We start from the raw sequence: 26,647 nt of genomic DNA, 5'->3' as shown, positions 1-26,647 counted from the left end.
CCGCTGTCGAGTCAGCCACGGCGCAGCTCTCGCCACGGGCGGCCCCGATCGGGGTCGGGCTCACGATCCAGACCGAGCACGCGTTCGGCGATGATGTTGCGCTGGATCTCCGAGGTACCGCCGGCGATGGTGAACCGTCGGCTGTCCAACAGCCCGAAGGCTTCCGGCCCCATCGGCTCGGCTCCGGGGTCGGCGGCGACCACGGCCTCGTCGTCGCTCCAGTACGCCGCGCCCGGGCCGGCGAGCTCGAAACGGATCTCGGCCAGCCGCTGCGACAGCTCCGATTGCACGAGCTTGGTGATCGACCCTTTCACTCCGGCACCGGAATGCGTTGCCTCGGCGCGCAATCGAAGGTTGGTCAGCGCCAGCGCCCGTTCCGTGGCGATCATCCCGGCCAACCGGTCCCGCACCGATTCCCGCCGCCACTGCCCGGAGACGCGAGCCAGTTCGAGCACCGGTTCGAGCGCGAGACCGCCCACCTCGGAGCCCCCGGACAGCCCCGAGCGTTCGGAGTTCAACGCCGACAACGCCACCCGCCAGCCCTCGTGCAACGGCCCCAGCCGGGCACTGTCGGGCACGATCACGTCATCGAGGAACACTTCGCAGAAATGCGCGCCCCCGGTGATCTGCCGCAGTGGCCGCACGGTCACCCCGGGCAGCCGCATATCCAGCAGGAAGCACGTGATCCCGGCATTCTTGGGCCGATCCGGATCGGTGCGCGCCAGCAGCAGCCCGTACCGCGAGAGGTTCGCGAACGAACTCCACACCTTCTGCCCGTTGACAATCCAATGCCCGTCATCGGTGGCCACCGCCCGCGTGGACAGCGACGCCAGATCCGAACCCGCGCCGGGTTCACTGAACAACTGACACCACATATCCGCGCCCGAGACGATCCCCGGCAGATATCGCGCCCGCTGTTCGGCCGTACCCCAACTCCTGATGCCCGGCCCCACCAAGGTGATCGGCACGAAATGATGCGCCGGCAAGTCGGCCCGATAGCGCGCCAGCACGGCACCCACCACCCCGGCCCGGTCCGCATCCAGCCCCGCCCCACCGTCCTCGACCGCCCAATGCGGCACCGTCCAGCCGCGCGCACCCAATGCCTCGAACCAGTCGCGCGCGGCCCCCGGGTCGCCGAGCGCCGGCTCGGCATCGGAATCACCGGACTCGATGGCCGCCAACCACTTCGGTGGCAGCTTGCCACGCACCCACCGTTCGACCTCGCGCTCGAATTCCGCGAGCATCCCGCCGCTCACGACCGGCCATCCCGTCGATCGACCAGCTCGGCCACCTGCCGCCGATACCGCGCACCGCCGCCGGTCATCGCGGCCACCGAATGCGCCCGCCGAAAGTACCGATGCGCCCAATGCTCCCAGGTAATGGCTATACCTCCGTGCAACTGCACCGCCGCCTTCGTAACGCTGACCGCCGCGTCGCCGGCCAACCCCGCCGCCACCGCCGAATCGATCCGGGTCTCCACCGCCCCGGGATCCGCGGTGAGCGCCCACGCCGTCCCGTATACCGCCGACCGTGCCAATTCCACCTGCGAAACCAAATCCGCCAGCCGATGCTTGACCGCCTGAAACGAGCCGATACTGCGCCCGAATTGCACACGCCCACCGACGTATTCGACCGTCCGGTCCAACACCTGCTGCGCAACCCCGAGCGATTCCGCGGCCAGCATCAACTCGGCTCGGGTACGCATGGCCGCCAGCGCCCGGTCAGCCGCCTCGCCGGTGATCACCAACTCAGGTTCAACTCCCGAGCACTCGGCCCGCCCGAACGTCCGAGACAAATCCAGCCCCGCATGTCGAGCGACCGCGATACCCGCTGCCGCCGTGTCGATCACCGCCACCGCGAAGCCACCGGCCGGGTCGGTGAATTCATCACCGTGGTGGCCCTTCGGCCCGTGTCCGATTCGGCCTGCTGGCGTTCCCGACGCGGTTCGCGGCGCGCACATGGCGTCAGCTTGCGCGGCGAGTGCTGCCGAATCACCGCCCGGCTCATGCTCTCGCGTAGTCGATCCGAATCGGGGCATGCCTCGGGCAGGGCTCAGTGGTGGCCGACCCGATGCCGCCGTCGTTATCTTCGGCTGCGATGGGGCACCGGGCTCGTCCCGGCCACAGCGGTTGTGCGGCATCGAAGCTCCGCCGGGCCTCATCTCGTCGCTGGGGCGGCCCAGAGGGGGGTGCACCGCGCAGAGCAACAGTGTGCGCTCGCCGCAATCCCAGATGGGGTCGATACGGCCGCTCATCCGCGCGGTTTCCGCGAAACCGTGGAGTGTGGCCACCGGCATTTCCTCCCCGACGATCAGCCCCCCGGCCACGGCCGCACCGACCGCGCCGGAGCGTAATGCGGAGACGGCGGGCCACCCCTCGTCGCCCACCGCCTCGGCGAGCGCGCCTGCGATCGCCGCCGACAGCAGCGGACCCGAATACAGCGCCGCACCCGCTTCCTCCGCAAGGATCGCGAGATCTATTGCGGTGCCCAGGTATTCACCGCCATCGGTGCCGAACAGGAGTTCACCGACGCCGACGGACGCGGCGATCCGTCGCCAGCCGACCGGCTCGGCTTCGCCGGTCGTGGTGAAGCATTGCCGCAATAGCTCGCGCAGGGCGCGATGCTCGGCGGCGAATTCGAACAGCGGTGGCGCATCGATCATCGTGGGGCTCCCGAGCTGTTGGCGGGCATGGGGTGCGCGATCAGGTACCGCTCGCGGAGTCGCCGCTTGTCGACTTTGCCCATGGCGGTGCGGATGTCGGTGTCGACGAACTCGATCAGGCTCGGGCACTTGTAGTGCGCGAGCCGGTCCCGGCACCACGCCACGAGTTCGTCAGCGGTCGGGCGGGATTCGGCCGGGAGCGAGGTGGGCCGGGCGGGCACCACCAACGCGCACAGCCGCTCACCCAGGTCGGTGTCGGGAATGCCGATCACCGCTACGTCGGCGACGCCGGGATGGGTGCGCAGGACCGCCTCCGACTCCGCCGGGTAGATGTTGACGCCGCCGCTGACCACCATGTCCGAGGCACGGTCGGTCAGGTAGAGGTAGCCGTCCGCGTCGAGATGGCCGATTTCGCCGATCACGAAGACGTCCTCGGCGATGTAGCTGCGCCGCGTTTTGTCCGGGTCGTTGTGATACTCGGGATGTGCGCCGATGGTGGAGCGCACGCACACCAGTCCGGCTTCACCGGCGGGCAGCACCGCACCGGATTCGTCGCGAATGGTCAGTTCGTAGCCGGGCAGCACCTGCCCGACCGAACCGGGGTGCGCCAGCCATTCCTCGGCGGAGATGAAGGTGACGGTGCCGACTTCGGTGGAGCCGTAGGCTTCTCGCACGACCGGGCCGAACCAGTCGATCATGGCGCGTTTGATGTGGATCGGACAGGGTGCGCCGGTGTGCACGATGGAGGTCACGCTCGAAATGTCGTAGCGGGCGCGGGTCGCCTCGGGCAGCGCCAGTAGGCGCGCGAAGTGGGTGGGCACCATCATGGTGCTCTCTACGCGATGCTGCTCGATCAGCCGCAGCAGTTCCTCGGCGTCGAACTTGCGCAGGATGACCAAAGGCGTTCCTGCGCAGAGCCCGCGCACGCCGCCGATCGGTCCCGTGTGGTGCATGGGGCCGACGATGAGGTGTTTGCCGGCCGGCCGCACCGGCGACTGCTCGATGCGGCGCACGTGCTCGGCCATCGAATCGCCGCCGGGGAACATCTGTTCCGGCAGTTGCACGCCTTTGGGCAGGCCGGTGGTGCCCGAGGTGTAGTACAGCGGCGGAGCCGGAGCGATCAGTTCGGAGATCTCACTGTCGGGCCGGTTCTCGAGAACCGCTTCCAGCGGTTCGATGCCCCGGCTCGCATCCCCCGCGACACCGGTTGTCCCCCAGGCGATCACACGGACCTTCGCCGAGGCCGCGCGGGCGATCGGCGCCGTCCGAGCGCTGCACAGGACAGTGTGCACGTCACCATCGGTGAGCAGATGCCGCACTTCATCGGGGGTCAGCTGGAAATTCACCGGCACCACGGATTTGCCCGCGAAGGTGACGGCCAGGTGCGCGAGTGCGGTGAAGGTGCTGTTCTCCGCCATCACCGCGACCCGCTGCCCGTCGCCGATGCCGGCGGTGAGCAACCAGCCCGCCAGCCGGTTCACCATCGAATTCAATTGCGGCCAAGTCCATTCGGTGTCGCCGTCGGTGACGGCGACACCGGCCGGGTCTCGGAGCGCGGCCGCTGCCAGACCATATGCCAACGCCGGTCTCCCTCAGCCCGCCACGCGCACGCGTGAGCGCGCCAGCGTGGCCCGCACCGCCGCCACGATGGCATCCGGATTCGGCAGGAAGGCGTCTTCCAAGGGCTTGGCGTACGGGACCGGCGTATTCGCGCCCGTCACCCGCGCCACCGGCGCACCCAGCTCGTCGAAGAGCTGTTCGCTGATCAGAGCAGCCAGCTCCGCGCCGAAACCAGTGCGGCGCACCGCTTCGTGCACCACCACCGCGTGCCGGGTGCGCGCCACCGATTCCAGCACCGCCCGCTCGTCGAGGGGCACCAGCGAACGCAGATCGATGACCTCGGCCTCGATCCCGTCCGCGGCCAGCACCTGCGCGGCGGCCAGGGCGTCGTGCACCTGCCGCCCGTAGGAGATCAGCGTGATGTCGCGCCCCGGTCGCGGCGTCGCCGCCACTCCGAGCGGCACCACGTGATGCCCGACCGGAACCGGTTGCGGCGGCGCGAAATACAGCAGGCTCTGTTCGATCACCACCACCGGATCCGGATCGAAGATGGCCGCGGTGAGCAGCCCCTTGGCGTCGGCGGGATTGCTCGGCACCACCACCTTGAGCCCGGGCACATGGGTGAGCCAGGCTTCCAGCATCTCCGAATGCTGGGCACCGAACTGCATTCCGGCCCCGGCCGCGCAGCGCACGGTGAGCGGAACGCTGGTCTGCCCGCCGGACATGTAGCGCAATTTGGCGGCATGGTTGGACAGCTGGTCCATGCACACGGCCAGGAAATCCATCAGCATGATCTCCGCGACCGGCCGCATACCCGCCACCGCCGCGCCGATGGCCGCGCCCATGATCGCCTGTTCGCTGATCGGCGTGGCCCGCACCCGATGCGCACCGTATTTGGTGGACAATCCCGCGCTCACCTTGAACACCCCGCCGCCCGGATCGGCGATGTCCTCCCCCAGCAGGAATACCGCCGGATCACGCTCCAGCGCATCGTCCAACGCGCTGCCCAGCGCCTGGAAGCCCAGCATCGGCTGGGTTTCGGCGGCCGTCGCGGGGACGGCCTGCTCGGTCACGTCGCTCATACCAGCGCCTCCTCGTACACATCGGTGAGCGCCTCGCCCGGATCGGCCACGGGGCTGTCCACGGCGAACCGGTAGGCGTCCTCGACCGCGCTCTTGATCTCGGCCTCGATCCCGGCCAGCTGCTCTTCGGTGGCGATCGCGGTCCGGCCCAGCCATTCCCGCATCCGCACCACCGGGTCGGCGGCCCGGGCCGCGGCGAGCTCACCGGGCCGCATGTACTCGTTCTGATCCGACATCTGATGCCCGTAGAACCGGAACGTCATGGCTTCCAGGAGCGTCGGCCCTTCCCCCGCCCGCGCCCGCTCGATGGCCTGCTTCGCGGCCCGGTGCATGGCGACCGGATCATTGCCGTCCACCCGCACGCCCGGAAAGCCGTACGAGGCAGCACGATCGGCGATACGCGCCACGCTGGTACCGTCGGCGTAGGCGGTGTGCTCGGCGTAGAGGTTGTTGTGGCAGCAGAACACCACCGGCAGCCGCCACAAGCCGGCCAGATTGCAGGCTTCGTGGAACGCGCCGATATTGCTGGCCCCGTCCCCGAAATTCACCACGGTCACCTGATCGGTACCGCGCAACTGGGCGGCCAGGGCCAGGCCCGCCCCGATGGGCAGCCCGCTGCCGACGATGCCGGTGGTGACCATCAGCCCGGATTCGGGATGGGTGATGTGCATCGGCCCGCCCTTGCCTTTGCACAATCCGGTGGCCTTGCCGAAGAACTCGGCCCACAGCTCGCGCAGCGGAACCCCTTTGGCCAGCTGATCGTGCAGCCCGCGATAGGTGGTGACCACGTAGTCGTCGGGCCGTAGCAGCGCCCCGACCGAGGCGGACACGATTTCCTGCCCGCGCGGCGAGTAGTACTGGGCGCTCACCTGACCGGCGAGCACCAGTGCGCGAAACTTCTCGTCGCACTTCTTGATTCGGGTGGCGAGGGTGAACACCTCGAGGAGGGTTTCCGGGCCGATATCGGCGGGCGCGGTGGTCTGATCCACAGCAGTCCTCACTATTAGTCAGTCGATCAATTAATACGGCTCAGGAGCCCAGCTGCGCGTCGAGGTCACGATGGAACTGCCGGATCCGCACTTCCTGGTAATCAGCCAGGGTCACACCGGGTTTGGTCAGCGCCTTCAACCCACGCTGCACCTTGGGCAGGTTCGACAGATCCTGGTTGAACACCGGCGCGAGACCGTTCAATTCCGGTGCGGCACTGAAGTCCTCGTCCGGGCCCAGCCAGTGGATCGGCCCGGCCTTGGGCTTGGGCACCCCGGCCGGCAGCGGGTAGAGCATCATGATGTCGAAGACGCACCGGTCCGGGTCGTTGCCGTAGGGCCGGAACCGATAGGTCAGCGGCGCTCCCACGCCCGCCCACGGCACGAAGTTGGGGAACACGAAATATTCGATGGCGTCCAGGATTTCGGAATCGCTGGTGCCGGAGAGATCGGCCCCGGTGACCTGCGCCAGCCGATCGCGCAGCGCGCCGGCGACGGTGGCCCGCACCGAACCGCCCTCGGGCACCTGGAAACTGCCGATGCCCTCGGGATAGAAATCGCGGAACATCGCCTCGAGCACGTCCTGCGGATCGAGTTGTTCGCCCAGGTTCGGGCTGCTGGTGGCCTGCGGGGTGATCATCCGGTTGAAGCCGGGCAGCCCGTCGTCGCGGGTGTAGATGTCGTATTGGGTATTGCTGTCGCCCAGGTAATCCAGCAGCTGCGGGTGGGTGGCGATGACGTGATAGGACTCGATGAACGCTTCCAGGGCCACCTTCCAGTTGCAGTCCACGACCTTCGCCACGTGCACCGCCTTGAAGCGGTCCTCGAGCTTGTAGTGCGCGAGATGTTTGTCCACGCCGCCGAGATAGGTGGCCAGCGGCACCGCCTCGCGATCCGGGTTGACGAACACATAGCCCGCCCACACTCCGGTCAGCGCTTCGGGCAGCGCGAAATCGGCGTCTCGGACGTGCGGGAAATCCCAGCGCCCCGGCACATCGGTCAGGTCGCCGTTCAGGCTCCAGGTGAAACCGTGGAACGGGCAACGCAATTGCGCGGCATGACCGGTGTCGTCACAGAGCCGGGTCCCGCGATGCAGGCAGGCATTGTGGTACGCCTTGATCGCGCCGCTCTCGGTGCGCACCACGATCAGGGAGATATCGGCGATGTCGTAGACGATGTAATCCCCCGCCGCCGGAATGTCCTCCTCACGGCACGCCATCTGCCAGGTCTTCTTCCACACCTTCTCGACTTCGCGGCGATGGAACTCCTGGCTCAGGTAGCGGTCCTTGTCGATGTCCTCGGAACCGAGGTATTCGTAGGACTCTTCGAGCAGCGGCGGCGGCACCTCGCGGGTATCGGTGGCCAGCAGGCTCTGCACGCTCGGACCGGACGAGCGGGCTTGCCCCGGCGCGACCTCGCCGGGCGTCTGGATGTCGGTCATGGATCTCTCCGTCTTTCGTGAATTTCGTTGCCGGCGGCCCGGTTACGAGGCGGCCATCAGCTGTTCGACATAGCGCTGGGCGGCATTGGCGATGAACGCCGAACCGTTGACGGTCCAGCCGCCGTCGACGTAGAGCACCTGACCGGTGACGTAGGCCGAGGCGGGCGAGGCGAAGAACGCGACCACCGAGGCGATGTCATCGGGTTCACCGAGCCGGCCCAGCGGCATGGCCGCGCCGATGGCCTGCCGCACCCCCGGATCCCCGAATTCGCCACTGGTGCCCTCGGTGAGCACCAGCCCGGGCCCGACCGCGTTCACCCGAATGCCCAATCCCGCGTACTCCGAGGCCATCTGCTTGGTCAACGCCACCACCGCGGCCTTCGACGCCGGATACGCGCCCCGCCCCTCGCCGCCGGTCTCGGCCAGCACCGAGGTGAGGTTCACGATCGCGCCGCCGCCCGGACCGAACTTCGGCACCAGCGCCCGCGCCATCAGCCAGCTGCCGATCACATTGGTGCGCAACACCTGATCGACCTCCGACAGCGTGCTGTCGGCGAGCGTGCGGGAACGCCAGATGCCCGCATTGTTCACCAGGATGTCAAGGGAGCTAACGGTTTCCGCGAGCGCCGCTACCGAACCCTCGTCGGAGACATCGCAACGCACAGCGCGCCCGCCGATCGCTTCAGCGGTCTTCGCGGCGGCCTCCCCGTCCAGGTCGACCGCGATGACCTCGGCCCCCTCCCCTGCCAGCCGGTGCGCGATCGCCCGGCCGATGCCATTACCGGCGCCTGTCACCAGAGCTTGCACGCGAATCCTCCGATCTCGGGCCATTCACACCCGCTTGCCCTATGACCCGTATCACTATTATATTGTCCAGCTAATTAGTCAAGAACGAGCCGCTCGGCTCCACGGTCCCGAAATCTTCTGGACATCAACATCTTTGGAGGCCACTGTGACCTCGACCCCGACGCACTCCGTCGCCGCCTTCGATCCCTTGGATCCGCAAACCCTGCAATGCCCCTACCCCTGGCATCGGCGGCTGCGGGCCGAAGCGCCGGTGCATTTCGTGGCGAGCCGGGGTATGTGGTTCGTGACTTCGCGCGCACTGGTCGCCAAGGCGCTCGCCGATCACTGCACCTTCTCCTCGGCATTCGGCTTGCCACAGCTGCCGATTCCGGATTCCATCAAAGCCGAGGTCGAGGCGATCCAGGCCGAGGGCTGGCCGCCGGTACCCACCCTGCTCACCGCCGATCCGCCGGAGCACCACTACTACCGGCGCATGCTGGCCAAGGCGTTCACGCCCCGCTTCATCGCGCAGCTGGAACCCGAGATCCGCGCCATTGCACGGGAATTGGCTGAATCGTTGCCGGCGGGCAGTCCGGTGGAGGTGGTGCGCGGGTTCGCCGCACCCCTGCCGCTGCGGGTGATCGCCAAGGTGCTCAATGTGCCCGACGACCGGATCGACGATTTCAAACGCTGGTCGGATCAGTTCACCGCCACCGTCGGCGGTCAGCTCGACGACGCGGGCCTGCTGGAGCAAGCCCGGAACATGGTGGAGTTTCAGAAGTACTTCGCCGCCCAGCTCGACGATCGCCGCGCACACCCGCGCGATGATCTGCTCAGCGGGCTGGTCACCGCGCACAGCATCGACGCCGATGACGAACCACTCGGCACCGGAGCGATTCTCAATATCATCGTGCAGTTGCTCATCGCCGGCAACGAGACCTCCACCAAATTGCTCTCCGGCGTGCTGCACGAGCTGGCGAACGAACCGAAGCTGTGGAAGCGGCTGCGCGAACAGCCCGCCGAACGCGCCGCCGACATCATCGAGGAGGGCCTGCGCTTCCTCAGCCCCGTGCAGTCGATGTTCCGGATCACCAAAGCCGAGGCGAGGCTCGGCGACTACACCATCCCGGCCGGGCAATTGGTGGTGCTGGTGTTCGGCTCGGCCAACCGGGACGACGAATTGTTCTCCCGCCCCGATGAATTCGATCCCGACCGCAGCAATGCCAAAGCGCACCTGGCCTTCGGTGCGGGCATCCACGCCTGCCTGGGCGCACCCCTGGCCCGACTGGAGAGCCGAATCGCCCTCGAGGAGCTGGCCGCCCGCTTCGGCTCGGTCCGCCTGGCCGAGGAGAACGATTTCGCCTACGAGCCCAGCTTCATGCTGCGCGGATTCCAGCGCCTGTCGATAATTTTCGACGAGGGCGAGCCACGGTGACCGCGCCAGGCCCCACCCCCTCCCCCATGCCGAGCCCGGCCGCCGCCGAGGTCATCGCATGGTCACGCGGCTACGCCGATCGCCATCCCGTGGCCGCACTGCGCACGGTCGGCGGACAGGTGGTGCTCGGGGTGCGCGCCTTCCAATACCTGGGCGTCGATATCGTGCGCCGGCGCTTCCCGTTCGGTGAATTCGTCGAGCAGGCCACCTTCATGGCACGCACCGCGGTGGTGCCCACCCTGTTCGTCACGGTGCCGATCAGCGTCACCCTCTCGATCCAATTCGGTTTGCTCGCCGGGCAATTGGGCGCGACCTCGATGGCGGGCGCGGCCAACGGGCTGGCCACCATCCGGCAGGGCGCACCCCTAGTCGCGGCGATCCTGATGGCGGCGGCGGTCGGTTCGGCCATCAGCGCCGACCTCGGCTCGCGCACCATCCGCGAGGAGACCGCGGCCATGGAGGTGATGGGGGTGTCGGTCATCCGCCGGCTGGTGGTGCCGCGCCTGGTGGCGAGCATCGTGGTGGCGGTGGCATTGACCGGATTCACCTGCTTCATCGGCTTTCTCGCCGGTTACGCCTTCACCGTCGTCCTACAGGGCGGCACCCCCGGCAGCTACACCGCCACCTTCTCCTCCTTCGCCACCGTGAACGATCTGATCCTCACCTTGATCAAAGCGGTGGTGTTCGGGGTGATCGTGGCCATCGTGGCCTGCTACAAGGGCCTGGACACCCGCGACGGCGCGGCGGGCGTGGCCAATTCGGTGAATGCCGCTGTCGTGCAGTCGATTCTGCTGCTCATGGTCGTCAATGTGCTGTTCACGCAGATGTATCTGATCCTGTTCCCCAAAGCGAGCTTCTGAGATGGCCGCCACCTACTCACCCTTGGGACTGCGCCCGGTCGCCGTGACCGTGCGGCCGCTGGCCTACCAGCTGTCGCGGGTGGGGCATATGGTGGCGTTCTTCTTCCGCGCGCTCGCGGGAATTCCGCTGGTGCTCACGCGCTATCGGCGTGAGTTCCTGCAAATGCTCTCCGATGTCACCTGGGGCAACGGTTCGGTCGTGGTCGGCGGCGGCACCGCGGGCGTGGTGCTGATCGTCGGCGCGGCCGGCGGGGCGGTGGTCGGGCTGGAGGGCTACAACGCGCTCAGCCTGCTCGGGCTCGGACCCGCCACCGGGCTGATCACCGCGCTGGCGGCGGTGCGTGAGCTCGCGCCGTTGATGGCGGCCCTGGCCTTCGGCATCCAGGCCGGCTGCCGGTTCACCGCGCAGCTGGGGGCCATGCGGATCGCCGAGGAGATCGACGCGCTCGAGTCGGTCGCCATCCGGCCCATCCCCTATCTGGTGACCACCCGCGTGCTCGCCTCCGCACTGGCGGTGGTCCCGCTGTTCGTGGTCTGCCTGGCCCTGAATTTCCTGGTCTGCCAAGCGGTTGTCGGATTCTCCAGCGGTCAGCCCTCGGGCAGCTACCTGCACTACTTCACGCTCATGCTGAGCGGGCGCGACATGGTGTTCGCGGTGATCAAGGTGGCCATCTTCGTCGCCATCATGGCCACCATCCAGTGCTATTACGGCTTCTACGCCACCGGCGGTCCGCGCGGGGTCGGTATCGCGGCCGGGCGGGCCATGCGCGCCAGCATCACCATCATGACCATTTTGAACATGCTTTTGACCATGGCGTTCTGGGGGATCGACGCCGGCGGAAGGCTCGGGGGTTGAGTACGTGGCCAATGATTTCGAACTCGACGGCCGGGGCCCGTCCACGCCCGCGTTGCTGCTGACGGGGACCGCGTTCGTGGTGGTGTGCGCGCTGTTCACCTGGCTGCTGGTCGCCGAATCCAATGGCAGCTTGGACGAACGCGTGCAGGTCACCGCGGCGTTGACCTCGGTCGGCGACGGGCTGCCCGTCAAATCGGATGTGAAGTTCCGGGGCATGCTCGTCGGGATGGTGCGCGCGGTGACACCGGCCCGCGACGGCGCACCGAATATCGTCGACATCGATCTGAAACCCGGACACGCGCAATCGATTCCGAACACCGTGACCGCGCGCATCGTGCCCAGCAATGCCTTCGCGGTCTCCTCGGTGCAGCTGGTCGACAACGGCGAGGCCGCACCGCTGCGCGACGGCGCGCGCATCACCGAGGATCACACGCTGCCCACCCAGCTGTTCCAGACCACCCTGGCGAAGGTGCGGGAACTGGTGGCCGCGGTGGCGCGCCCGGGATCCGCGCAGACGCTGGGCCTGATCCGCACCCTCTCCGAAGCCACGGCCGGACAGGGCGCGACACTGACGAATGCCGTCGACGGACTGAATCGGGTCACTGCGGAACTCAACGCGCTCAGCGCCGACGACAACGGCCCGGCCACCCTGCGCACCTGGGAATCGGCCATCACCGCACTGCGCGGCACCGCCCCCGAGCTGGTCGATGCGCTGCACGCCACCGTCGCTCCGATGCGGACCGTCACCGAGAAGCGAACGCAGCTGGTCGATTTGCTGACCGGAGCGCAAGGCACCCTCGGCACCATGGGCACCGCGATCGACAACCACATCGATCAGCTGGTCGGCATCACCACCGACCTCACGCCGGTCATCGGCGTGCTGGCCGACAATCACGCCAAATACCCGGCGGTCATGGTGCGGCTCAACAGCACCGTCGACAAGTTCTTCCAGGAACTCTGGACGCGCACCGGAAACAAGCTCGCCTTCACCTTCCGCCTGGTCGTCTCGCTCACCCCGCTGCGGCTCTACGCCCGCGCCGACTGCCCCGTCTACGGCGAATTGCGCGGCCCCAGTTGCGACACCGCGCCCGAAACCACCCCGATACCCGAGACCGTCGGCATCCCGGACATGCGCAATTACGTGCCGCCACCGGGCACCGTCGCGCTGCCCACGGCGCAGAACCCGGCTGATCAGATACTGCTCGGCCCGCTGCAATTGCCGTCGCTGCCACCGGTTTTCGCGCCATTGACCAGCGGTCAGGAGGGGCCGCGATGATCACCGCATACCGACGGCAAGTGGTGTGGCTCAGCGTCTTCCTCGCCGTATGCCTCGCCCTGACCTGGATGATCCTGGTGACGCTGCGCCGGGATGTGGCCGGGCCGACCGACAGCTACACGGCCGTGTTCACCGATGTGTCCGGGCTCAAAGCCGGTTCGGATGTGCGAATGGCGGGCGTCCGGGTCGGCCGGGTGGACGCGGTGGATCTCGATGGCGCGCAGGCGCGCGTCGAGTTCCGCGTCCAGCGTGACCAGCCCGTCTACGGCAACACCAAAGCGGCCGTGGTGTACCAGAATCTGGTCGGGCAACGGTATCTCGGGCTCTCGCTGGGCCAGTTCGGCCATCCCGAACGCCTGCCCGGCGGCGCGGTGATTCCGGTGGAACGCACCGAGCCGTCCTTCGATGTCACCGCACTGCTCAACGGCTTCGAACCGCTGTTCACGCTGCTGGATGCGAGCAATCGCGGCAATATGTCGAACGCGCTGATCAAGGCATTACAGGGCGATACCGCCGCGATCACCACCCTGATCACCGAAACCTCGCGGCTGGCACAGACTCTCGCCGGGCCCGACGAGCTGCTGGCACGAGTGATCACCAGCTTGGACGAGGTGATGCGAACCCTCGCGGCCCAGGGCGGCGCGCTCGAATCCACTCTCACCCAGGTCCGCACGGTGGTGACGGGGCTCAACGAGCGGCGCGATCAACTGGTCTCCTCGGTCGGGGCGATATCCACTGTGGTGGGCCGGCTCTCGGCCATCTTCACCGCCGTCGCCCCGGACCTGAGCGCCCTGCTCGGACGGCAACCCGGATTCTTGGCGACCATCGTGGCCGATCCGGACGGGATGGCCACGCTCGGCGCGAATATTCCGGCGGTGTTCAAAGGTTTGGCTCGCGTCACCGGCGACAGCACCGCCATGAGCGCGCAGGCCTGCGACTTCAATTTCACGATCGCCGACTTCCTCACGCCGATCGTCCCGGCGATCGTGAACGCGGCGACACCCGGCGGCCACCGGCAATATTCCGCGATGTGTAGGTGAATCGGCATGCTGAAGCGCGTGTTCCGCCGCGGGCGGGCATTGGAATCGATGAACAAGGCGTGGCTGGGCGGAATTTCGCTGGCGGTGATCGCCGTGCTCGTCGCGGCCACCACGGCGGTCACCCAGCTGCATCTGGGCCAGCTCACCTTCACGGCCGAGTTCGCGCAGGCCGCCGGGATTCGCGGCGGCGAGCAGGTCACCGTCGCCGGGGTACCGGTCGGCACCGTCGAGCGCACCCGGCTGGCCGGGGACCGGGTCGTCATGACCATGAAGATCCGCAAGGGCGTGGCCGTCGGCGCGGCCTCCACCGCCGCGATCAAGCTGACCTCGGTGCTGGGCTCCCGCGAGGTGGTGATCAAACCGGCGGGCGCGGGCACGCTGCCCGGCCACCGGATCACCCTGGACCACACCACCGTTCCCTACGATCTACAGAAACTCCTCCAGGACTCGACGACCACCTTCGAACAGGTCGACGCCGAACAATTCGCGCGCTCCATGCAGGCCCTGGCCGGGCAATTGAAGGGCACGCCCGAGGTCCTGCCGGAGGCACTGACCAATATCCAGAACCTGTCCCGGGTGATCTCCGAACGCCGCGACCAGATCGGCGGGCTGCTGCGCAACACCGCGCGGATCGCCACCATTCTCGGCAATCAGCAATCCAGTGTCGGCGCGCTGATCGGGCAGGGCAACAGCCTGCTACGCGAAATCCTCACGCGCCGCGACGCCGTGGTCCGGTTGCTCGACGCCGCCAGCCGGCTGGTGACCACCGCCGACGGCGTGCTCACCACCAATCGTGGCGAACTCGATCAGATGCTGGCGAATATCCGCCGGCTGACCGCCATGCTCGGCGACCACGACGCACTGCTGCGCAGCACCTTCGAGGTGATGCCGGTCGCGCTGCGCAATATCGCCAATGCCACGGGGTCGGGCCCGTTCCTGGACTTCCTGCTGCCCGGCGGATTGATGATCGACTCCTGGATGTGCGCCATCAGTAAGCAAGCCGCCCAACAGAATTGGCCCGAGCACTTCCAGTATTTCAAGGACTGCCAGTGAAGAATCCCCTCTCGCGAAGCCCGGGCGGCCCGCGCCGCCGAACCCGGGGGCGGATGGCGCGCATCGCGGCCGTCCTGCTCGTACTGGCCGCGGCGGGGGCCGGATACCGGTTGCTGCCGACCGGCGTGGATGACGCACTGCACCTCACCGCGCAATTCGACAATGCGATCGGGCTCTACGAAGGCAATACCGTCGCCGTGCTGGGTATGCCGGTGGGCACCGTCGAACGGATCACCGTACGCGGCGGGTATGTCGAGGTGCGGATGAAAGTCGATGCGGGAGTGCGAGTTCCGGCCGACGCCCAGGCCGTCACCGTCGGCACCTCGATCCTCACCGACCGCCACGTCGAGCTCACGCCCGCCTACACTGCCGGTCCCACCCTCGCCGACGGCGCGGTCCTCGGATTGGATCGCACCCGCACCCCCATCGAAATCGATCGCGTCATCGGCATGGTCGACAAACTCGGCACCGCCATGCGCGGGGACGGGCACGGCGGCGGTCCGATGGCGGATGTGCTCACCGCGACGGCGGACGTCGCGAAAACCGATGGCGAACAACTCAAAACGGCGCTGTCCGCCTTGGCGGAAGCCCTGCGAACCGGAGACGACAACGGTGCGGCGACCCGCCAGAACCTCACCACCATCGTGACCGACCTCAGCCGGATGACCGAGGCGGCGGCCCGCAATCAGGAGACCATCACCGAATTCGGGACCGGCGTCGGGCAACTCTCCGATCTGCTCGCCGCCGAGGGTTTGGGCCAAGGCGACACCGGTCGGCGGCTCAATGCCGTACTGGAGCAACTCAATACGCTACTGGCCACCCAGGGCGACAACCTGAAGGCCACCGTCGCCAGCAGCACCTCGTTCACTCAGGCGCTGGTCGACTATCGGCGGGAACTGTCGGAGGTTTTCGACCTCGCGCCGCTGGCGGTGGACAACGTCTACGAGGCGATCGATCAGAAGAACGGATACCTGCGCGTCGGAGCGCATTTCGACAATGTGTTCTTCGACAGCTCCATGACCAAGGAGGTCTGCAATATCCTCGGCCTGCGCCAATTGGGCTGCAACACCGGGCAATTGCGCGATATGGGACCCGACTTCGGCATCACCTCGGTGCTGGAGGCCATGACGAGGATGAACCGGTGAGCCGCCGGCGCCGCGCGCCGGTCATCCTGTCGGCCGCGCTGGTACTGGCCGGCTGCTCGGTCACCCTCGAGGATCTGCCGCTGCCCGCGCCCGGGGTGAGCGGGCCCAGCTATCACGTGACCGCGGTGTTCTCCAACGCACTGAACCTGCCCGACCGCGCCAAGGTACGGGTCGTCGGCGCGGATGTCGGCGAAGTGGAATCCATGGCCGTGCGCGATTACACGGCCGTGGTCTCGCTGCGTGTGCTCGACACCGTCCGCCTGCCGGTGGGCACCACGGCCGAATTGCGTTCGGCCACACCGCTGGGCGATGTGTTCGTCTCGCTGCGCCCGCCGCAGGGCGACACCGGATCGGGTCCGGCGCTGCGCGACGGCGACACCATCGCGCTCGCCGACACGCTGGCCGCGGCCACCGTCGAGGACGTCCTCACCTCCACCTCACTGCTGGTCAACGGCGGGGTCATCCGCAATCTCACGCAGGTGCTCAATGGCGTGGGCACCGCCATGGGCGATGACGGGCACCGGCTCACCGACCTCATCCGGCAATCCCGGGACCTGCTCACCACCTTGTCGAACCGCACCGGCGACCTGCACGGGGTCCTGGCCCAAACCGCCGCTCTCGCCGCGGATTTGAGCGCTCGCCGGGAAGCGCTGGACGACATACTCACCAGCACCGCTCCGGCGCTGGCGGTGATCGCGGACAACACCTCCCGGATCGCCGGATTGGCCGACCAACTCGCGGCCATCACCCGGCAGCTCGAGAAGTTCCCGTCCATCGCGGGCACCGACGATCGCAGCCTGATCCAGGATCTGAACAAGCTGTCGGCCTCGTTCAACGAGCCCGCCACCGATCCGCGCGTCACCATGGCGAACCTGATCCGGATCCTGCCGCCCACCCTGAAGTTCTTCAGCTCCAATGCCGCACACGCGGATGTGGAGTTGCGGCAGGTCGTGGTCGGGCCCATCGACGATCCGGCGCATCTGGCCGACCCGGCCTTCCACTGGCCCGAATCGGCCGACTGGGCCAACTTCGTGGGCTCGCTGGCTTTCGTGCTCAACCAATTGGGCACCCGCGTGATGGGGCCGGGCCGATGAACCTGATCGAGCTCCCGGCCCGCGCACTGGTGCGCACCGTCCGATTCGGAGTGGCGCGCAAACTCCTGCTCTCTACGCTGGCGCAGGTCACCCTGGTGGTCGTCGGCGTCGCGTACCTGGTGTTCGGCTCGCTGCGCACCGATCCCTTCGCCGAGCACATGCTGCTGCACGTGCGACTGGCCGAATCCGGTGGGCTGCTGGCCAATCAGGACGTCACGCTGCGCGGCGTACCCATCGGCCGGGTGCAGGCGGTGCGGCTGCGCGAGCACGGCGTCGAGGCCACCGTCCGCATCGACGCCACGGCCCGAATTCCGCGTGACACCCTGGTCCGGGTGTCGGCGCTCTCCCCCGCCGGCGAGCAGTACCTGGATTTCCAGCCCACCGGCAGCGACGGTCCGCTGCTCGGCGACGGCGGCGTCATCGACCAGAACCAGACCACCACGCCGATTCCGCTGTGGCGAGTACTCGGCAATGTGGACGGGCTACTGGCGCAGGCGAATCCGGAGCAGTTGCGCGGCATCGTGGACGAACTGGGCGTCAGCGATCGGGGCCCGCAGAAGCTGCGCGAGCTGCTGTCCAGCATGCAACTGCTGTTCTCCACTCTCGACGGCGTGCTGCCGCAGACCACCGCACTGCTGCGCGAAAGCCGCCCGGTCTTCCAACTGCTCGGCGACAAAGCCGCCGGATTGCGGACTACCGCAGACAATCTCACCGCGACCCTGGCCGGGGTGGGTGCCAAGGATGGCGGTCTGCGCACACTCCTCGACACCACGCCGCAGCTGCTGCGAGGGATGGACGAGATCATCGCCGAGAACTCGCCGACCATGGTGCAGCTGCTCGGGAACCTGACCACCGTCGCGCAGCTGTCCTACGTCCGGGTGCCCGCGCTGCGGCAACTGTTCCGCGACGATCGCGGCTCGCTGCTGGAAGCGGTGCAGTCGATCATGCACGACGGCGGGGTCTGGGCGGTGGCGAGCCTCTATTTCCGGCACTTCTGCGACTATCCGCACCCGCGCGACGTGCCGTTCGACCCCAGCTATCCGGAGCCGTTCGTCAACACCTACTGCCTCAGCGACGATCCCGCCCTGCTGGTGCGCGGCGCCCGCAATGCCCCGCGCCCGCCCGGCGACGACACCGCCGGACCGCCCGCGGGCTTCGACCCCATGCAGCGCACCAACCCGACACCGGAAGGCCCGCACACCATTCCGCTGCCCTACGGCGGTCCGGCCATGCCGCCGGAATCCGAGCCGACCAGGCAGGGCAACTAGCGGTGGCAGCACCCGACCCGAGGAGGAAACCATGCCAGATCAACAGGCGAAGGAACTGAACGAAACCGACGCCGCGGTCGACGACGAGGTCGACTCCGACGAGAGCGGCACCGGCACATCCGAAGATCCGAACTCCGAGACCGCCCCACCGGCGGAGTCCGATGTCGCGGCGAGCAACTCCGAATCCGCCGCGCCGGAACCCGAGCCCACTCCGTCCGTGCGAGCCCGGCTCGCCACGAGTGGGCGAACCGCACTGCGCGCGACCCGGCGCGCGCTGCCCGCCCTGGCGCTGATCCTGCTGGTCGTCCTGGCCGCCACCACCGGTGTGCTCGGCTGGAAATACCAGCGGCAGCGTGACATCGACGCCGCCGGGGCGGCGGCACTGCGGGCCGCCACCGACTACGCGGTCACGCTCACCTCGGTGGACACCGGCAATCTCGACGCCAACTTCACCGCCGTGCTCGCGGGCTCCACCGGTGAATTCCGTGACGTCTACACCAAATCCAGCTCCCAGCTGCGCCAGCTGCTCATCGACCACAAGGCCACCGGGCACGGCGTCGTGCTCCAGGCGGCGGTGAAATCGGCCTCCGAGCACGAGGTCGTGGTGCTGCTCTTCGTCGATCAGACCGTCTCCAACACCGAGATGCCGGATCCGCGCATCGATCACAGCCGCATCGTGATGACCATGCAGAACGTCGACGGCCAGTGGAAGGCCGCCAAGGTCGACATCCCGTGACATTCCGCCACGGGGGGAAGAAGTGAAAATGATTACCCGACAAGACGATACGAGCCACGAAACCGGCCCCGTCGCCGCGCTGCGCGACGATCTCATCATGCGCTCCATGCTCCGGCGCGTGGGCGATATCCCCGAGGGCGTGCTGCTGCCGGTGCTGCGCATGGTCACCGACGATCGCGCCGCGGTCGACGCCGGCTGGACCGCGCTGACCGCGCACCGGGTGCGGGGCCTGGCCCTGGAGTCGCCGCGACGCTCCTGGCAGCGACGCTACGGCCAGTTCGTCAGCGAACTGGAGTGGACCGCCGGGGAATTGGTCAAGCACCTGCCCAGCGAGGACGTCACCGAACTGGTCGCCACCGCGGTCTCGGGCCGCCTGCGCCGCTGGCTGCGTTTCGTACTGCCCGCCTTCGGATCGGTCGGGCTGGTGCCGCGCTCGATCTACCCGCAGGTCATGGATACCGGGGTCGCCGTCGCCGCCTTCCTGGTCGGGCCGATTCATCGCACCGGGGTGGAGGCCGACGGCACCCTGGTCTACGAGATCCCCGAATGCGCCATGCACACCGCCACGGGTACTGGTGTAGCGCAGCAGAATTCGTGCCTGATGGGCTGCAAGGCCGCCTGCGAGAGCGTCTTCGACGCCTCCTCCCCCATGCCGCTCGAGTTCGAGCCGCACCTGCCCGGACTGTCCTGCACCCTGCGCGTCCATCCGGCCGCCGCCGTCTGAATCGATCCCATCACCTGTCAGGAGGGGCTGTGTCCAGCCCGGTCAAAGAAGACACCTATCGCGACTACATCCCGCTGTACGACGAATACGACTACGAGATCGACGAATTCGAGGGCGCCATCCCGGCCGACCTGCGCGGTGCGCTGTACCGCAACGGGCCCGGCAAACTCGACGCGGGCGGCCAGCAACTGGGCCACCTGTTCGACGGCGACGGCATGATCTCCAAATTCGCCATCACCGACGGAAAAGTGCACTTCCGCAATCGATTCGTGCGCACCAAGCACTATCACAAGTCACTCACCGCGACGAAGGGCGCACCCTACCGCGCCCTCGGCACCCTGCGCCCCGGCGGCGTCCTCACCAACGCCATGCAATTCCCGGCGAATGTCGCCAACACGGGAGTGGTCATGCACGCCGGGAAACTGCTGGCGCTCTGGGAAGGCGGGCCGCCCACCGAGATCGATCCCGACGATCTCGGCACGCTCGGCGTCCACCGTTTCGACGGCGCGCTGAAATGGCTCGGCGCGTTCTCCGCGCACCCGAAGTGGGATCACGCCACCGGCGACATGTACAACTTCGGCCTGGCCATGGTCCCCAATCCCGGACTGGTCTGCTATCGGGTCGATCGCCACGGCAAACTCACCAAGGTGGGCCGGGTGCCGCTGCCCCGGCCCATGTTCAATCACGACTTCGGCCTCACCCCGAAACACCTGGTCTTCGCGGTCGCGCCGCTGGTCTTCCCGATCGGCAAGATTGCGGCCGCGGGCCTGGGCCTGCGCAACTACATCGAGGCCATCGAGTACGAGGCCGCGCGCGGCACCATGATCGCGCTGCTACCCCGTTACGGCGGCAAACCCCGCATCCTGCACACCGATCCGCTCATGCACCTGCACCTGAGCAACTCCTACGAGGACGGCACCGACACCGTCGTCGAACTGGTCAACTATCACGCCAGCTGGGAACAGCTCAACGGCCAGCTCAGCGGCGCGCAGAACGGCCTGTCCGACGCCGCACTCGGCTACGGCGGTTCGCTGCTGCGGCTGCGAATCACCAAGTCCGACCGGGTGATCCACGAGGACCTCTCCGACCTGCGCGGCGACTTCCCCACCTTCAACCTCGGCTACACCAGCCGGCAGAACCGCTACACCTACCTGGCGGTCGGCGTGGACGGGCACTCCTATCCGAACGCGATCGCCAAGGTGGACAACATCTCCGGCCGGCAAGAACTGCACCGGCTGCCGCCCTACCATTTCGCCCACGAAGCCATCTTCACCCCGCGCCCCGGGGCGACCGCCGAGGACGACGGCTACCTGCTGGTCGCCACCCAGGACCGCCCCAACGCACTGGCACACCTGCGTGTCCTGGACGCGGCACACCTCGAGGCCGACCCGCTGTACGTGGGCAGCCTGCGTCACCACCTGCCCCTGACCTTCCACGGCAACTTCACCCCGCGGGGATGAACCTGACGGGCGGCGCACTGATTCGGGCGCGCCGGCGCGATACTGACTGCATGCTCTCCGCAGATGACATCGACCCGTCCGCGCCCCTCGCCGCCGAGGGCGTGGTCGGAGCCGGTGACCCCCAGACCGTCGGCTGGTTCCGCTTCTGGTTCGCCGACGAACGCTGGGAATGGTCGGACGAGGTGGCCGAGATGTTCGGCTACCGTCCCGGCACGGTCACGCCCACGACCGAACTGCTGCTCTCGCACCAGCATCCCGAGGACCGGGAAAGGGTGGAGGCCGCGATCGTCACCTCCGTCCGCGATCACGCACCGTTCTCGAGCCGCCACCGCATCATCGACACCGCCGGCCGGGAGCACCCCGTCATCGTCGTCTCCGATTCGGTGACCGACGAGAACGACAAGGTGATCGGCACCCTCGGCTACTACGTGGACATCACCGACGCCATGGCCACCCATCGCGACGAACTGCTCGAAGAGCTGCTGCCCACCGTCATCGAACAGCGGGCCACCATCGAACAGGCCAAGGGCGTCCTGATGCTCGGCTACGGCCTCACCGCCGAACAAGCCTTCCGGGTGCTCGTCTGGCGTTCTCAGACAACGAATCTCAAACTGCGCGACCTAGCCGCGCAACTCATCGCCGACCTCGGCACCCTCCCCGCCGCGGACATCGGCCTGCGCACCCGACTCGACCACGTCCTGCTCACCGGCCACAACCGCATCACGACGGAATAGGTCGGCCGCCGGTACGAGGGCGCGTTTGCCGTTGGCGGCCGGTTGGGCGGCGGCGGTGAACGCCTCCCCCGCAGCCTCTTCGGTCTCGGGGAGCCGGTTACGAGCGGGGCGCCCGCGGGCGCGGAGTGTGACCCAGCTCCGCGATGAGGGCGTCGTTGCTCGCCCGAAGTGCGGCGTTGGCATCCTCGAGATCCAGAATCCGCGCGATCCCGGCCAGGTTGATCCCCTGCCCGGCCAAGGCGACGATGCGGGCCAGCCGGGCGAGATCGTCACCGCTGTAGCGGCGGGTGCCGCCGCTACTGCGGACCGGGGTGACAAGCCCCTGCTGCTCGTACAGGCGCAGCGTGTGCACGCCGACGCCGGCGAGTTCGGCGGCGACCGAGATCGCATACACCGCGTGTGCGGCACCCGGCAGATGGCCGTGCTCGCGTCCTGGCATCCGACCGCTCTCCCGTATCTCGTTCATGGTCATCCGGACTGAGATTACCTCCGCCGCCTACTTGCACTCGCGGGAGTCGAGTGCTAAAAATTATCTCTGTCAGATGACTTAGAAAATCTGAGTTTCCTTCTATCGAGAATGGAGTGAGCAGGAGGTGGCGACCATGCTGATGCGTACCGATCCCTTCCGTGACCTGGATCGCCTGACGCAGCAGGTCTTCGGTACACCCGCGCGCCCGGCAGCCATGCCGATGGACGCCTGGCGTGAGGGCGACGAGTTCTTCGTGGAGTTCGATCTGCCCGGCATCGACCCGGACTCCCTCGACCTCGATGTCGAACGCAACGTGGTGACCGTGAAAGCCGCACGCCCGCAACTGGATCAGAGCCGGTCGATGATCGCCGCCGAACGCACCCGCGGCGTCTTCTCCCGCCAGCTGTTCCTGGGCGAGAACCTCGACACCGATCGAATCCAGGCCGAATACCGCAACGGCGTGCTGCGCCTGACCGTGCCGGTCGCGGAGAAGGCCAAGCCCCGCAAGATCGAGATCACTCGCGACCACGACCGCCAGGCCATCAACGCCTGACCGGTCCGGTTCGCACGACGAAAACAGTCACATCCGAATCTCTTACCCGACGGGTGGGCCCGTTCAGCAGGACCAGGCTTGCGGGCTCACCCGGCCCTTCGCACCGGACACGACCGCGATGACGACGATGACTACTACCGCCACGCCCACCGGCACCGAACGACACCGCACCGCCACGCACGAGGAACCCGACAACACGGTGGTGCGCTGGCCCGACCCCAGCCCACTACGGCCGTGGTGGGAGTCGATCATGGCCTCCGCCATGCCCGCCGACCCCGCCGTCCCCCGATCACCCGACCCGCGCCACCCGCACGCCCGCAATCCGTTCCTGCGCTCCTGCGCACCCACCCGCGCCGTCGCCTACCGCTGAACCGTTCCGTGCGGCGAAGAACACCCGCGCCGTGATTCGTGCGATGCTCAGCGAAACAGCTAGCCCCGCAGCCGAATCGGTAGTTTGCGGAGGCCGCGGGCGTCGACGGCCCGCATCAGTGTGGTCACCAGCCGCGAGCGGAAGCGGGAGGCCGGGTACCACAGGGGTTCCCGCGGCAATTCCGGGCCGCGCGGAATCGTAATGGCTTGCCCGCGGCAGTATTTGCGGATGCCGGCGGCTCCGCCCCAGCGCGCCCCGATCCCGGACTCCTTCCAACCGCCCATGGGCAGCGCGAAATTGACCAGGTTGGCGAAGGCGTCGTTGATGTTGACCGCACCCACTTCCAGCCGGCGTGCCACCCGCTCGCCGCGGGCGCGATCGCCGGTCCATACCGTGGCCGACAATCCGTAGGCCGAGTCGTTGGCGAGGCGCACGGCTTCGTCTTCGTCGGCGACCCGCATCACCGGAAGGGTGGGGCCGAAGGTCTCCTCGGTCATGCAGGACATGGAGTGGTCGACGTCCACCAGCACGGTGGGCGGGAAGAAGGTGCCGACGCCGGTTGCCTTGCCGCCGTTGAGTATTCGCGCACCGGCGGCGACGGCTTCGCCGATGTGGCGCTGCACGATATCGCGTTGCGCGAAGGTGGCCATCGCCCCGATGTCGTAGCGGAAGCCGCGATCGTCGTGGCCTTGGCGCAGGCGTTCGACCTGAGCGGTCAGGGTGGAAACGAAGCGATCGTAAACGGGCGCTTCGACATACACGCGCTCTACCGAGATACACGCCTGACCGGAATTGAACAGGCCGCCGTAGACGATGCCCGCCGCGGCGCGGTCCACGTCCGCGTCGGCGAGCACGATAGCCGGATCCTTACCGCCCAGTTCCAGACTGTAGGGCATGAGACGTTCCCCGCAGGCCACCGCGATCGCCCGGCCGGTCCGGGTGGATCCGGTGAACTGTACGTAGTCGACCTCGCCGACTACGGCGCGCCCGGTCTCGCCGCCGCCGGTCAGCACCGTGAACACCGGCGGCGCACCGATTTCCGTCCAGCCGCGCGCCAACTCCAGCGCGCTGAGCGGGGTGATCTCGGAGGGCTTCACCACCACCGCGGCGCCGGCCAAGAGCGCGGCGAACGCGTCGAAGCACGGGTTCATCAGCGGCAGATTCCACGGCGTGATGATGCCGACCACCGGATACGGCCGGAAGGTGGTGACCAGTCGCTTCGTCTGCCCGATCGGGCTGTGCGGGGCGGGGTGCTCATCGGCGAGGAAGGCCGCGGCGTGACGCGCCCAGTATCGGGCCAGGTCGATCGAGCACGGTACTTCGATCTCGGCATCGAACCGGGTCTTGCCGGTCTCGGATTGCACCACGTCGGTCAGGCGCGCCGCGTGATCGACCAGCCAATCCTGGAGACGCATAACCCATTCCGCGCGCTCGCGCACCGCGAGGGCGGCCCAGGCGGGTTGGTGGCGGCGCAGCTCCGTCACCGCCGCGGCCACTTCGCTCACCGTGTGATCACGGACCCGCCCCACCACCCGCCCGTCGGCGGGATTGCGCACCTCGATCTCCGCACCCGGCGTGCTCATGCCATGGCCTGGCGGTAGAGCGGACTGTCCACGCTGTAGTAGTTGCAGTGGAATCCACTGGGAATCCGGAACGGGATCAGTACTCGCGCCAGCGGTCCGGCGGCGAGGTCGCCCGCGTCGAACACCACCAGTTCGGTCTCGGCGGCCCCATCGCGATGCACGAGAGTCAAGGCGTAACCGTCGAGTTCGCCGGTGCTGCCCACGCGCGGTGCGAAGATCAGCTCACCGGCGGCCGCGCCCGGGCCGAAATGGTAGAGGTCCTCGGCACCGGTGCGGGTGTCCACCCGCAGCACCGAATCCATGCCGTCGGCCCGCCCGTCGCTGGAGTGCAGGTTGCTGTTGGCGAACGCGTGATCGCTGCGCCGGGTCATGAGCCGGTCGTCCGGGCGCGGGAATTGGATATCGCGGTCGTTGAGGATCTCCTCGCGCACCACATCCGTCCCCGCCGCCGGGTCGATGGTCCAGCGTCGCAGGCTCTGCCGGGTCTCGGCGTGAGAACGCCGGTGGCCGTGAATATCCGGGAAGAGCGCCGTGCCGTCCGCGGCCGCGACGTCGGCGATGATCCGCCCGTCCTGTTCCCACACGTTCGCCTCGTGCATCATCTGCCGGGGCGCGGCCTCGAACCAGCGCACCTGCGCGGCGGTGCCGGTGCGCGGCATCAGCCCGAGCTCGGTCGGGCGATCCGGATCCCAGGCCACCATCGGCCCGCCGCTCATGGCGCGGCGGATGCTCACATCCAGCGGCGTCACCGGGAACACCACGTAGTTCTCGGTGACGAAGAAGGTGTGCATCATGCTCTGGTGCGGCACCGGAATGACCTCCGTCTTGGTCGGCCGCCCCTCGAAATCGATGATGTCGTAACGAATCTCGGGCGACCTGCCCTTGTTCCGCGCGATGACGCCGATATTGATCAGCTCGCCGGTCCGGTGGTCGACCTTCGGGTGCGCGGAGAAGGTGGTGGTGACCACCCCGCCGTAATGCTCCTCGCCGAGCGTGTCGAGGGTGCGCGGGTCCAATTCGACCGGCGGCGCACCCTCCATCAGCGCCAGCAGCTTGCCGCCGTGAATGATCACGTTGGTGTTGGCCGTGTTGTACCGCGTCCCCGCCGCCCGCGGATCGGTCGTGACCGGGTTGCCGTGCACCCCGAAAAGCCTTCTGCCCTCTTTCAATTCGAGCATCAGCTTGTCGGTGCGCACCCAGCGGTTCCGCATCGAGACCCGCCCGTCGCCGAGGAAGAAGGCGTAGACCATGCCGTCCCCGTCGAACCAGTGATAGTCCTCTTCGGTGGGCGGGTACAGCGGTTCGGCACCGTTGCGATAGAACACCCCCGCAAGATCGGCCGGCAGCTCGCCCTCGACGAACAGGTCGGGCGCGTCCACCTCCATCCGATTGGGCTGGTGGTGCCCGGTGAGGAAGCGGCTTTCCCGATAGCGAGCTGTCGCCACGGTCTCTCCTAAACGCTTGCGGCGGTGTC

25 protein-coding genes are annotated in these 26,647 nt (G+C 67.8%); 15 read left to right on the top strand and 10 right to left on the bottom strand.

The window, feature by feature from the left end; genetic code table 11:
• Nucleotides 1–11: 11 nt before the first annotated feature.
• The 7 genes from NI1_RS05830 to NI1_RS05800 are packed head-to-tail and all read right to left on the bottom strand — an operon-like array spanning nt 12 to nt 8,538.
• On the bottom strand, nt 12–1,256 hold the full coding sequence (locus NI1_RS05830) for an acyl-CoA dehydrogenase family protein (protein WP_245663080.1): 1,245 nt from the start codon (nt 1,254–1,256) through the stop codon (nt 12–14).
• The gene (locus NI1_RS39125; protein ID WP_067814671.1) at nt 1,253–2,662 is read right to left on the bottom strand and encodes an acyl-CoA dehydrogenase family protein; all 1,410 of its coding nucleotides are present in this window, start codon (nt 2,660–2,662) and stop codon (nt 1,253–1,255) included. Before NI1_RS39125 ends, NI1_RS05830 begins: the two co-directional genes overlap by 4 nt.
• Nucleotides 2,659–4,242, bottom strand: a complete 1,584-nt coding sequence (locus NI1_RS05820) for an AMP-binding protein (RefSeq protein ID WP_067814670.1) — start codon at nt 4,240–4,242, stop codon at nt 2,659–2,661. The genes NI1_RS39125 and NI1_RS05820 overlap by 4 nt, the downstream gene beginning before the upstream one ends.
• 12 nt (nt 4,243–4,254) lie before the next feature.
• On the bottom strand, nt 4,255–5,250 hold the full coding sequence (locus NI1_RS05815; RefSeq protein ID WP_067815481.1) for an alpha-ketoacid dehydrogenase subunit beta: 996 nt from the start codon (nt 5,248–5,250) through the stop codon (nt 4,255–4,257).
• A 50-nt stretch (nt 5,251–5,300) separates the two neighbouring features.
• On the bottom strand, nt 5,301–6,293 hold the full coding sequence (locus tag NI1_RS05810) for a thiamine pyrophosphate-dependent dehydrogenase E1 component subunit alpha (protein ID WP_174564449.1): 993 nt from the start codon (nt 6,291–6,293) through the stop codon (nt 5,301–5,303).
• Between the two features lie 40 nt (nt 6,294–6,333).
• Entirely contained in the window at nt 6,334–7,731 is a 1,398-nt protein-coding gene (locus tag NI1_RS05805) for an aromatic ring-hydroxylating oxygenase subunit alpha (protein WP_067814667.1), read from the bottom strand.
• A gap of 42 nt (nt 7,732–7,773) precedes the next feature.
• Nucleotides 7,774–8,538 (bottom strand): SDR family NAD(P)-dependent oxidoreductase, encoded by a 765-nt coding sequence (locus NI1_RS05800; RefSeq protein WP_245663079.1) that lies wholly within the window; start codon nt 8,536–8,538, stop codon nt 7,774–7,776.
• 145 nt (nt 8,539–8,683) lie between these two features.
• Here NI1_RS05800 and NI1_RS05795 point away from each other — a divergent pair, with 145 nt between their 5' ends.
• Genes NI1_RS05795 through NI1_RS05735 form a run of 13 tightly spaced genes read left to right on the top strand, consistent with a single transcriptional unit; the run spans nt 8,684 to nt 22,198 of the window.
• Nucleotides 8,684–9,952 carry a cytochrome P450 gene (locus NI1_RS05795; protein ID WP_169815541.1) on the top strand — a complete coding sequence of 423 codons (1,269 nt, stop codon included), beginning with the start codon at nt 8,684–8,686 and terminating at the stop codon, nt 9,950–9,952.
• Between the two features lie 26 nt (nt 9,953–9,978).
• The gene (locus tag NI1_RS05790; RefSeq protein WP_067814664.1) at nt 9,979–10,812 is read left to right on the top strand and encodes an MlaE family ABC transporter permease; all 834 of its coding nucleotides are present in this window, start codon (nt 9,979–9,981) and stop codon (nt 10,810–10,812) included.
• 1 nt (nt 10,813) lies between these two features.
• Complete coding sequence (locus NI1_RS05785) at nt 10,814–11,668, top strand: ABC transporter permease (protein WP_067814662.1); 855 nt, start codon at nt 10,814–10,816, stop codon at nt 11,666–11,668.
• Between the two features lie 4 nt (nt 11,669–11,672).
• Nucleotides 11,673–12,944 (top strand): MlaD family protein, encoded by a 1,272-nt coding sequence (locus tag NI1_RS05780; protein WP_067814660.1) that lies wholly within the window; start codon nt 11,673–11,675, stop codon nt 12,942–12,944.
• Nucleotides 12,941–13,984, top strand: coding sequence for an MCE family protein (locus NI1_RS05775; protein WP_067814658.1), 1,044 nt, complete (start codon nt 12,941–12,943; stop codon nt 13,982–13,984). Before NI1_RS05780 ends, NI1_RS05775 begins: the two co-directional genes overlap by 4 nt.
• 6 nt (nt 13,985–13,990) lie before the next feature.
• Nucleotides 13,991–15,037 carry an MCE family protein gene (locus NI1_RS05770; RefSeq protein WP_067814656.1) on the top strand — a complete coding sequence of 349 codons (1,047 nt, stop codon included), beginning with the start codon at nt 13,991–13,993 and terminating at the stop codon, nt 15,035–15,037.
• Nucleotides 15,038–15,090: 53 nt separating this feature from the next.
• Nucleotides 15,091–16,182, top strand: coding sequence for an MlaD family protein (locus NI1_RS05765; protein ID WP_067815472.1), 1,092 nt, complete (start codon nt 15,091–15,093; stop codon nt 16,180–16,182).
• On the top strand, nt 16,179–17,276 hold the full coding sequence (locus NI1_RS05760) for an MlaD family protein (protein ID WP_067814654.1): 1,098 nt from the start codon (nt 16,179–16,181) through the stop codon (nt 17,274–17,276). Before NI1_RS05765 ends, NI1_RS05760 begins: the two co-directional genes overlap by 4 nt.
• Nucleotides 17,273–18,544, top strand: a complete 1,272-nt coding sequence (locus NI1_RS05755) for an MlaD family protein (protein WP_067814652.1) — start codon at nt 17,273–17,275, stop codon at nt 18,542–18,544. Before NI1_RS05760 ends, NI1_RS05755 begins: the two co-directional genes overlap by 4 nt.
• Nucleotides 18,545–18,575: 31 nt before the next feature.
• Nucleotides 18,576–19,280, top strand: a complete 705-nt coding sequence (locus NI1_RS05750; protein ID WP_067814650.1) for an Rv1363c family protein — start codon at nt 18,576–18,578, stop codon at nt 19,278–19,280.
• A gap of 28 nt (nt 19,281–19,308) precedes the next feature.
• Nucleotides 19,309–20,004, top strand: a complete 696-nt coding sequence (locus NI1_RS39120; protein WP_067814648.1) for a hypothetical protein — start codon at nt 19,309–19,311, stop codon at nt 20,002–20,004.
• A 29-nt stretch (nt 20,005–20,033) separates the two neighbouring features.
• Nucleotides 20,034–21,464, top strand: a complete 1,431-nt coding sequence (locus NI1_RS05740) for a carotenoid oxygenase family protein (RefSeq protein ID WP_245663078.1) — start codon at nt 20,034–20,036, stop codon at nt 21,462–21,464.
• A gap of 50 nt (nt 21,465–21,514) precedes the next feature.
• Nucleotides 21,515–22,198 (top strand): PAS and ANTAR domain-containing protein, encoded by a 684-nt coding sequence (locus tag NI1_RS05735; RefSeq protein ID WP_084522560.1) that lies wholly within the window; start codon nt 21,515–21,517, stop codon nt 22,196–22,198.
• A 97-nt stretch (nt 22,199–22,295) separates the two neighbouring features.
• Here the strand turns inward: NI1_RS05735 and NI1_RS05730 are convergent, their stop codons facing one another.
• Complete coding sequence (locus tag NI1_RS05730) at nt 22,296–22,637, bottom strand: MerR family transcriptional regulator (protein WP_067815465.1); 342 nt, start codon at nt 22,635–22,637, stop codon at nt 22,296–22,298.
• Between the two features lie 163 nt (nt 22,638–22,800).
• Between NI1_RS05730 and NI1_RS05725 the strand changes: the two genes are divergently transcribed.
• Nucleotides 22,801–23,220, top strand: coding sequence for an Hsp20/alpha crystallin family protein (locus NI1_RS05725; protein ID WP_067815461.1), 420 nt, complete (start codon nt 22,801–22,803; stop codon nt 23,218–23,220).
• Between the two features lie 127 nt (nt 23,221–23,347).
• Nucleotides 23,348–23,590 (top strand): hypothetical protein, encoded by a 243-nt coding sequence (locus NI1_RS05720; protein WP_067814646.1) that lies wholly within the window; start codon nt 23,348–23,350, stop codon nt 23,588–23,590.
• A gap of 59 nt (nt 23,591–23,649) precedes the next feature.
• On the opposite strand, the gene NI1_RS05715 is transcribed toward NI1_RS05720, so the two are convergent.
• Together NI1_RS05715 and NI1_RS05710 are read right to left on the bottom strand one after the other, a co-directional pair.
• Nucleotides 23,650–25,173 carry an aldehyde dehydrogenase family protein gene (locus tag NI1_RS05715; protein ID WP_067814643.1) on the bottom strand — a complete coding sequence of 508 codons (1,524 nt, stop codon included), beginning with the start codon at nt 25,171–25,173 and terminating at the stop codon, nt 23,650–23,652.
• Nucleotides 25,170–26,618, bottom strand: a complete 1,449-nt coding sequence (locus tag NI1_RS05710) for a carotenoid oxygenase family protein (protein ID WP_157534946.1) — start codon at nt 26,616–26,618, stop codon at nt 25,170–25,172. Before NI1_RS05710 ends, NI1_RS05715 begins: the two co-directional genes overlap by 4 nt.
• Nucleotides 26,619–26,647 lie beyond the last annotated feature (29 nt).

The sequence above is a fragment of the Nocardia inohanensis NBRC 100128 genome (assembly GCF_001612945.1).
Taxonomy (GTDB): Bacteria; Actinomycetota; Actinomycetes; order Mycobacteriales; family Mycobacteriaceae; genus Nocardia; species Nocardia inohanensis.
Note: the sequence above shows the minus strand (reverse complement) of the source record. Positions and strands in the feature narration are given on the sequence as shown.

Coding starts and splice junctions, on each gene's coding strand:
- NI1_RS05805 (WP_067814667.1), bottom strand. CDS start 7,731: ATGACCGACATCCAGACGCCCGGCGAGGTCGCGCCGGGGCAAGCCCGC.
- NI1_RS39125 (WP_067814671.1), bottom strand. CDS start 2,662: ATGATCGATGCGCCACCGCTGTTCGAATTCGCCGCCGAGCATCGCGCC.
- NI1_RS05785 (WP_067814662.1), top strand. CDS start 10,814: ATGGCCGCCACCTACTCACCCTTGGGACTGCGCCCGGTCGCCGTGACC.
- NI1_RS05730 (WP_067815465.1), bottom strand. CDS start 22,637: ATGCCAGGACGCGAGCACGGCCATCTGCCGGGTGCCGCACACGCGGTG.
- NI1_RS05765 (WP_067815472.1), top strand. CDS start 15,091: ATGGCGCGCATCGCGGCCGTCCTGCTCGTACTGGCCGCGGCGGGGGCC.
- NI1_RS05790 (WP_067814664.1), top strand. CDS start 9,979: ATGCCGAGCCCGGCCGCCGCCGAGGTCATCGCATGGTCACGCGGCTAC.
- NI1_RS05775 (WP_067814658.1), top strand. CDS start 12,941: ATGATCACCGCATACCGACGGCAAGTGGTGTGGCTCAGCGTCTTCCTC.
- NI1_RS05815 (WP_067815481.1), bottom strand. CDS start 5,250: ATGCTGGGCTTCCAGGCGCTGGGCAGCGCGTTGGACGATGCGCTGGAG.
- NI1_RS39120 (WP_067814648.1), top strand. CDS start 19,309: ATGATTACCCGACAAGACGATACGAGCCACGAAACCGGCCCCGTCGCC.
- NI1_RS05735 (WP_084522560.1), top strand. CDS start 21,515: ATGCTCTCCGCAGATGACATCGACCCGTCCGCGCCCCTCGCCGCCGAG.
- NI1_RS05725 (WP_067815461.1), top strand. CDS start 22,801: ATGCTGATGCGTACCGATCCCTTCCGTGACCTGGATCGCCTGACGCAG.
- NI1_RS05755 (WP_067814652.1), top strand. CDS start 17,273: ATGAACCTGATCGAGCTCCCGGCCCGCGCACTGGTGCGCACCGTCCGA.
- NI1_RS05720 (WP_067814646.1), top strand. CDS start 23,348: ATGACTACTACCGCCACGCCCACCGGCACCGAACGACACCGCACCGCC.
- NI1_RS05715 (WP_067814643.1), bottom strand. CDS start 25,173: ATGAGCACGCCGGGTGCGGAGATCGAGGTGCGCAATCCCGCCGACGGG.
- NI1_RS05770 (WP_067814656.1), top strand. CDS start 13,991: ATGCTGAAGCGCGTGTTCCGCCGCGGGCGGGCATTGGAATCGATGAAC.
- NI1_RS05750 (WP_067814650.1), top strand. CDS start 18,576: ATGCCAGATCAACAGGCGAAGGAACTGAACGAAACCGACGCCGCGGTC.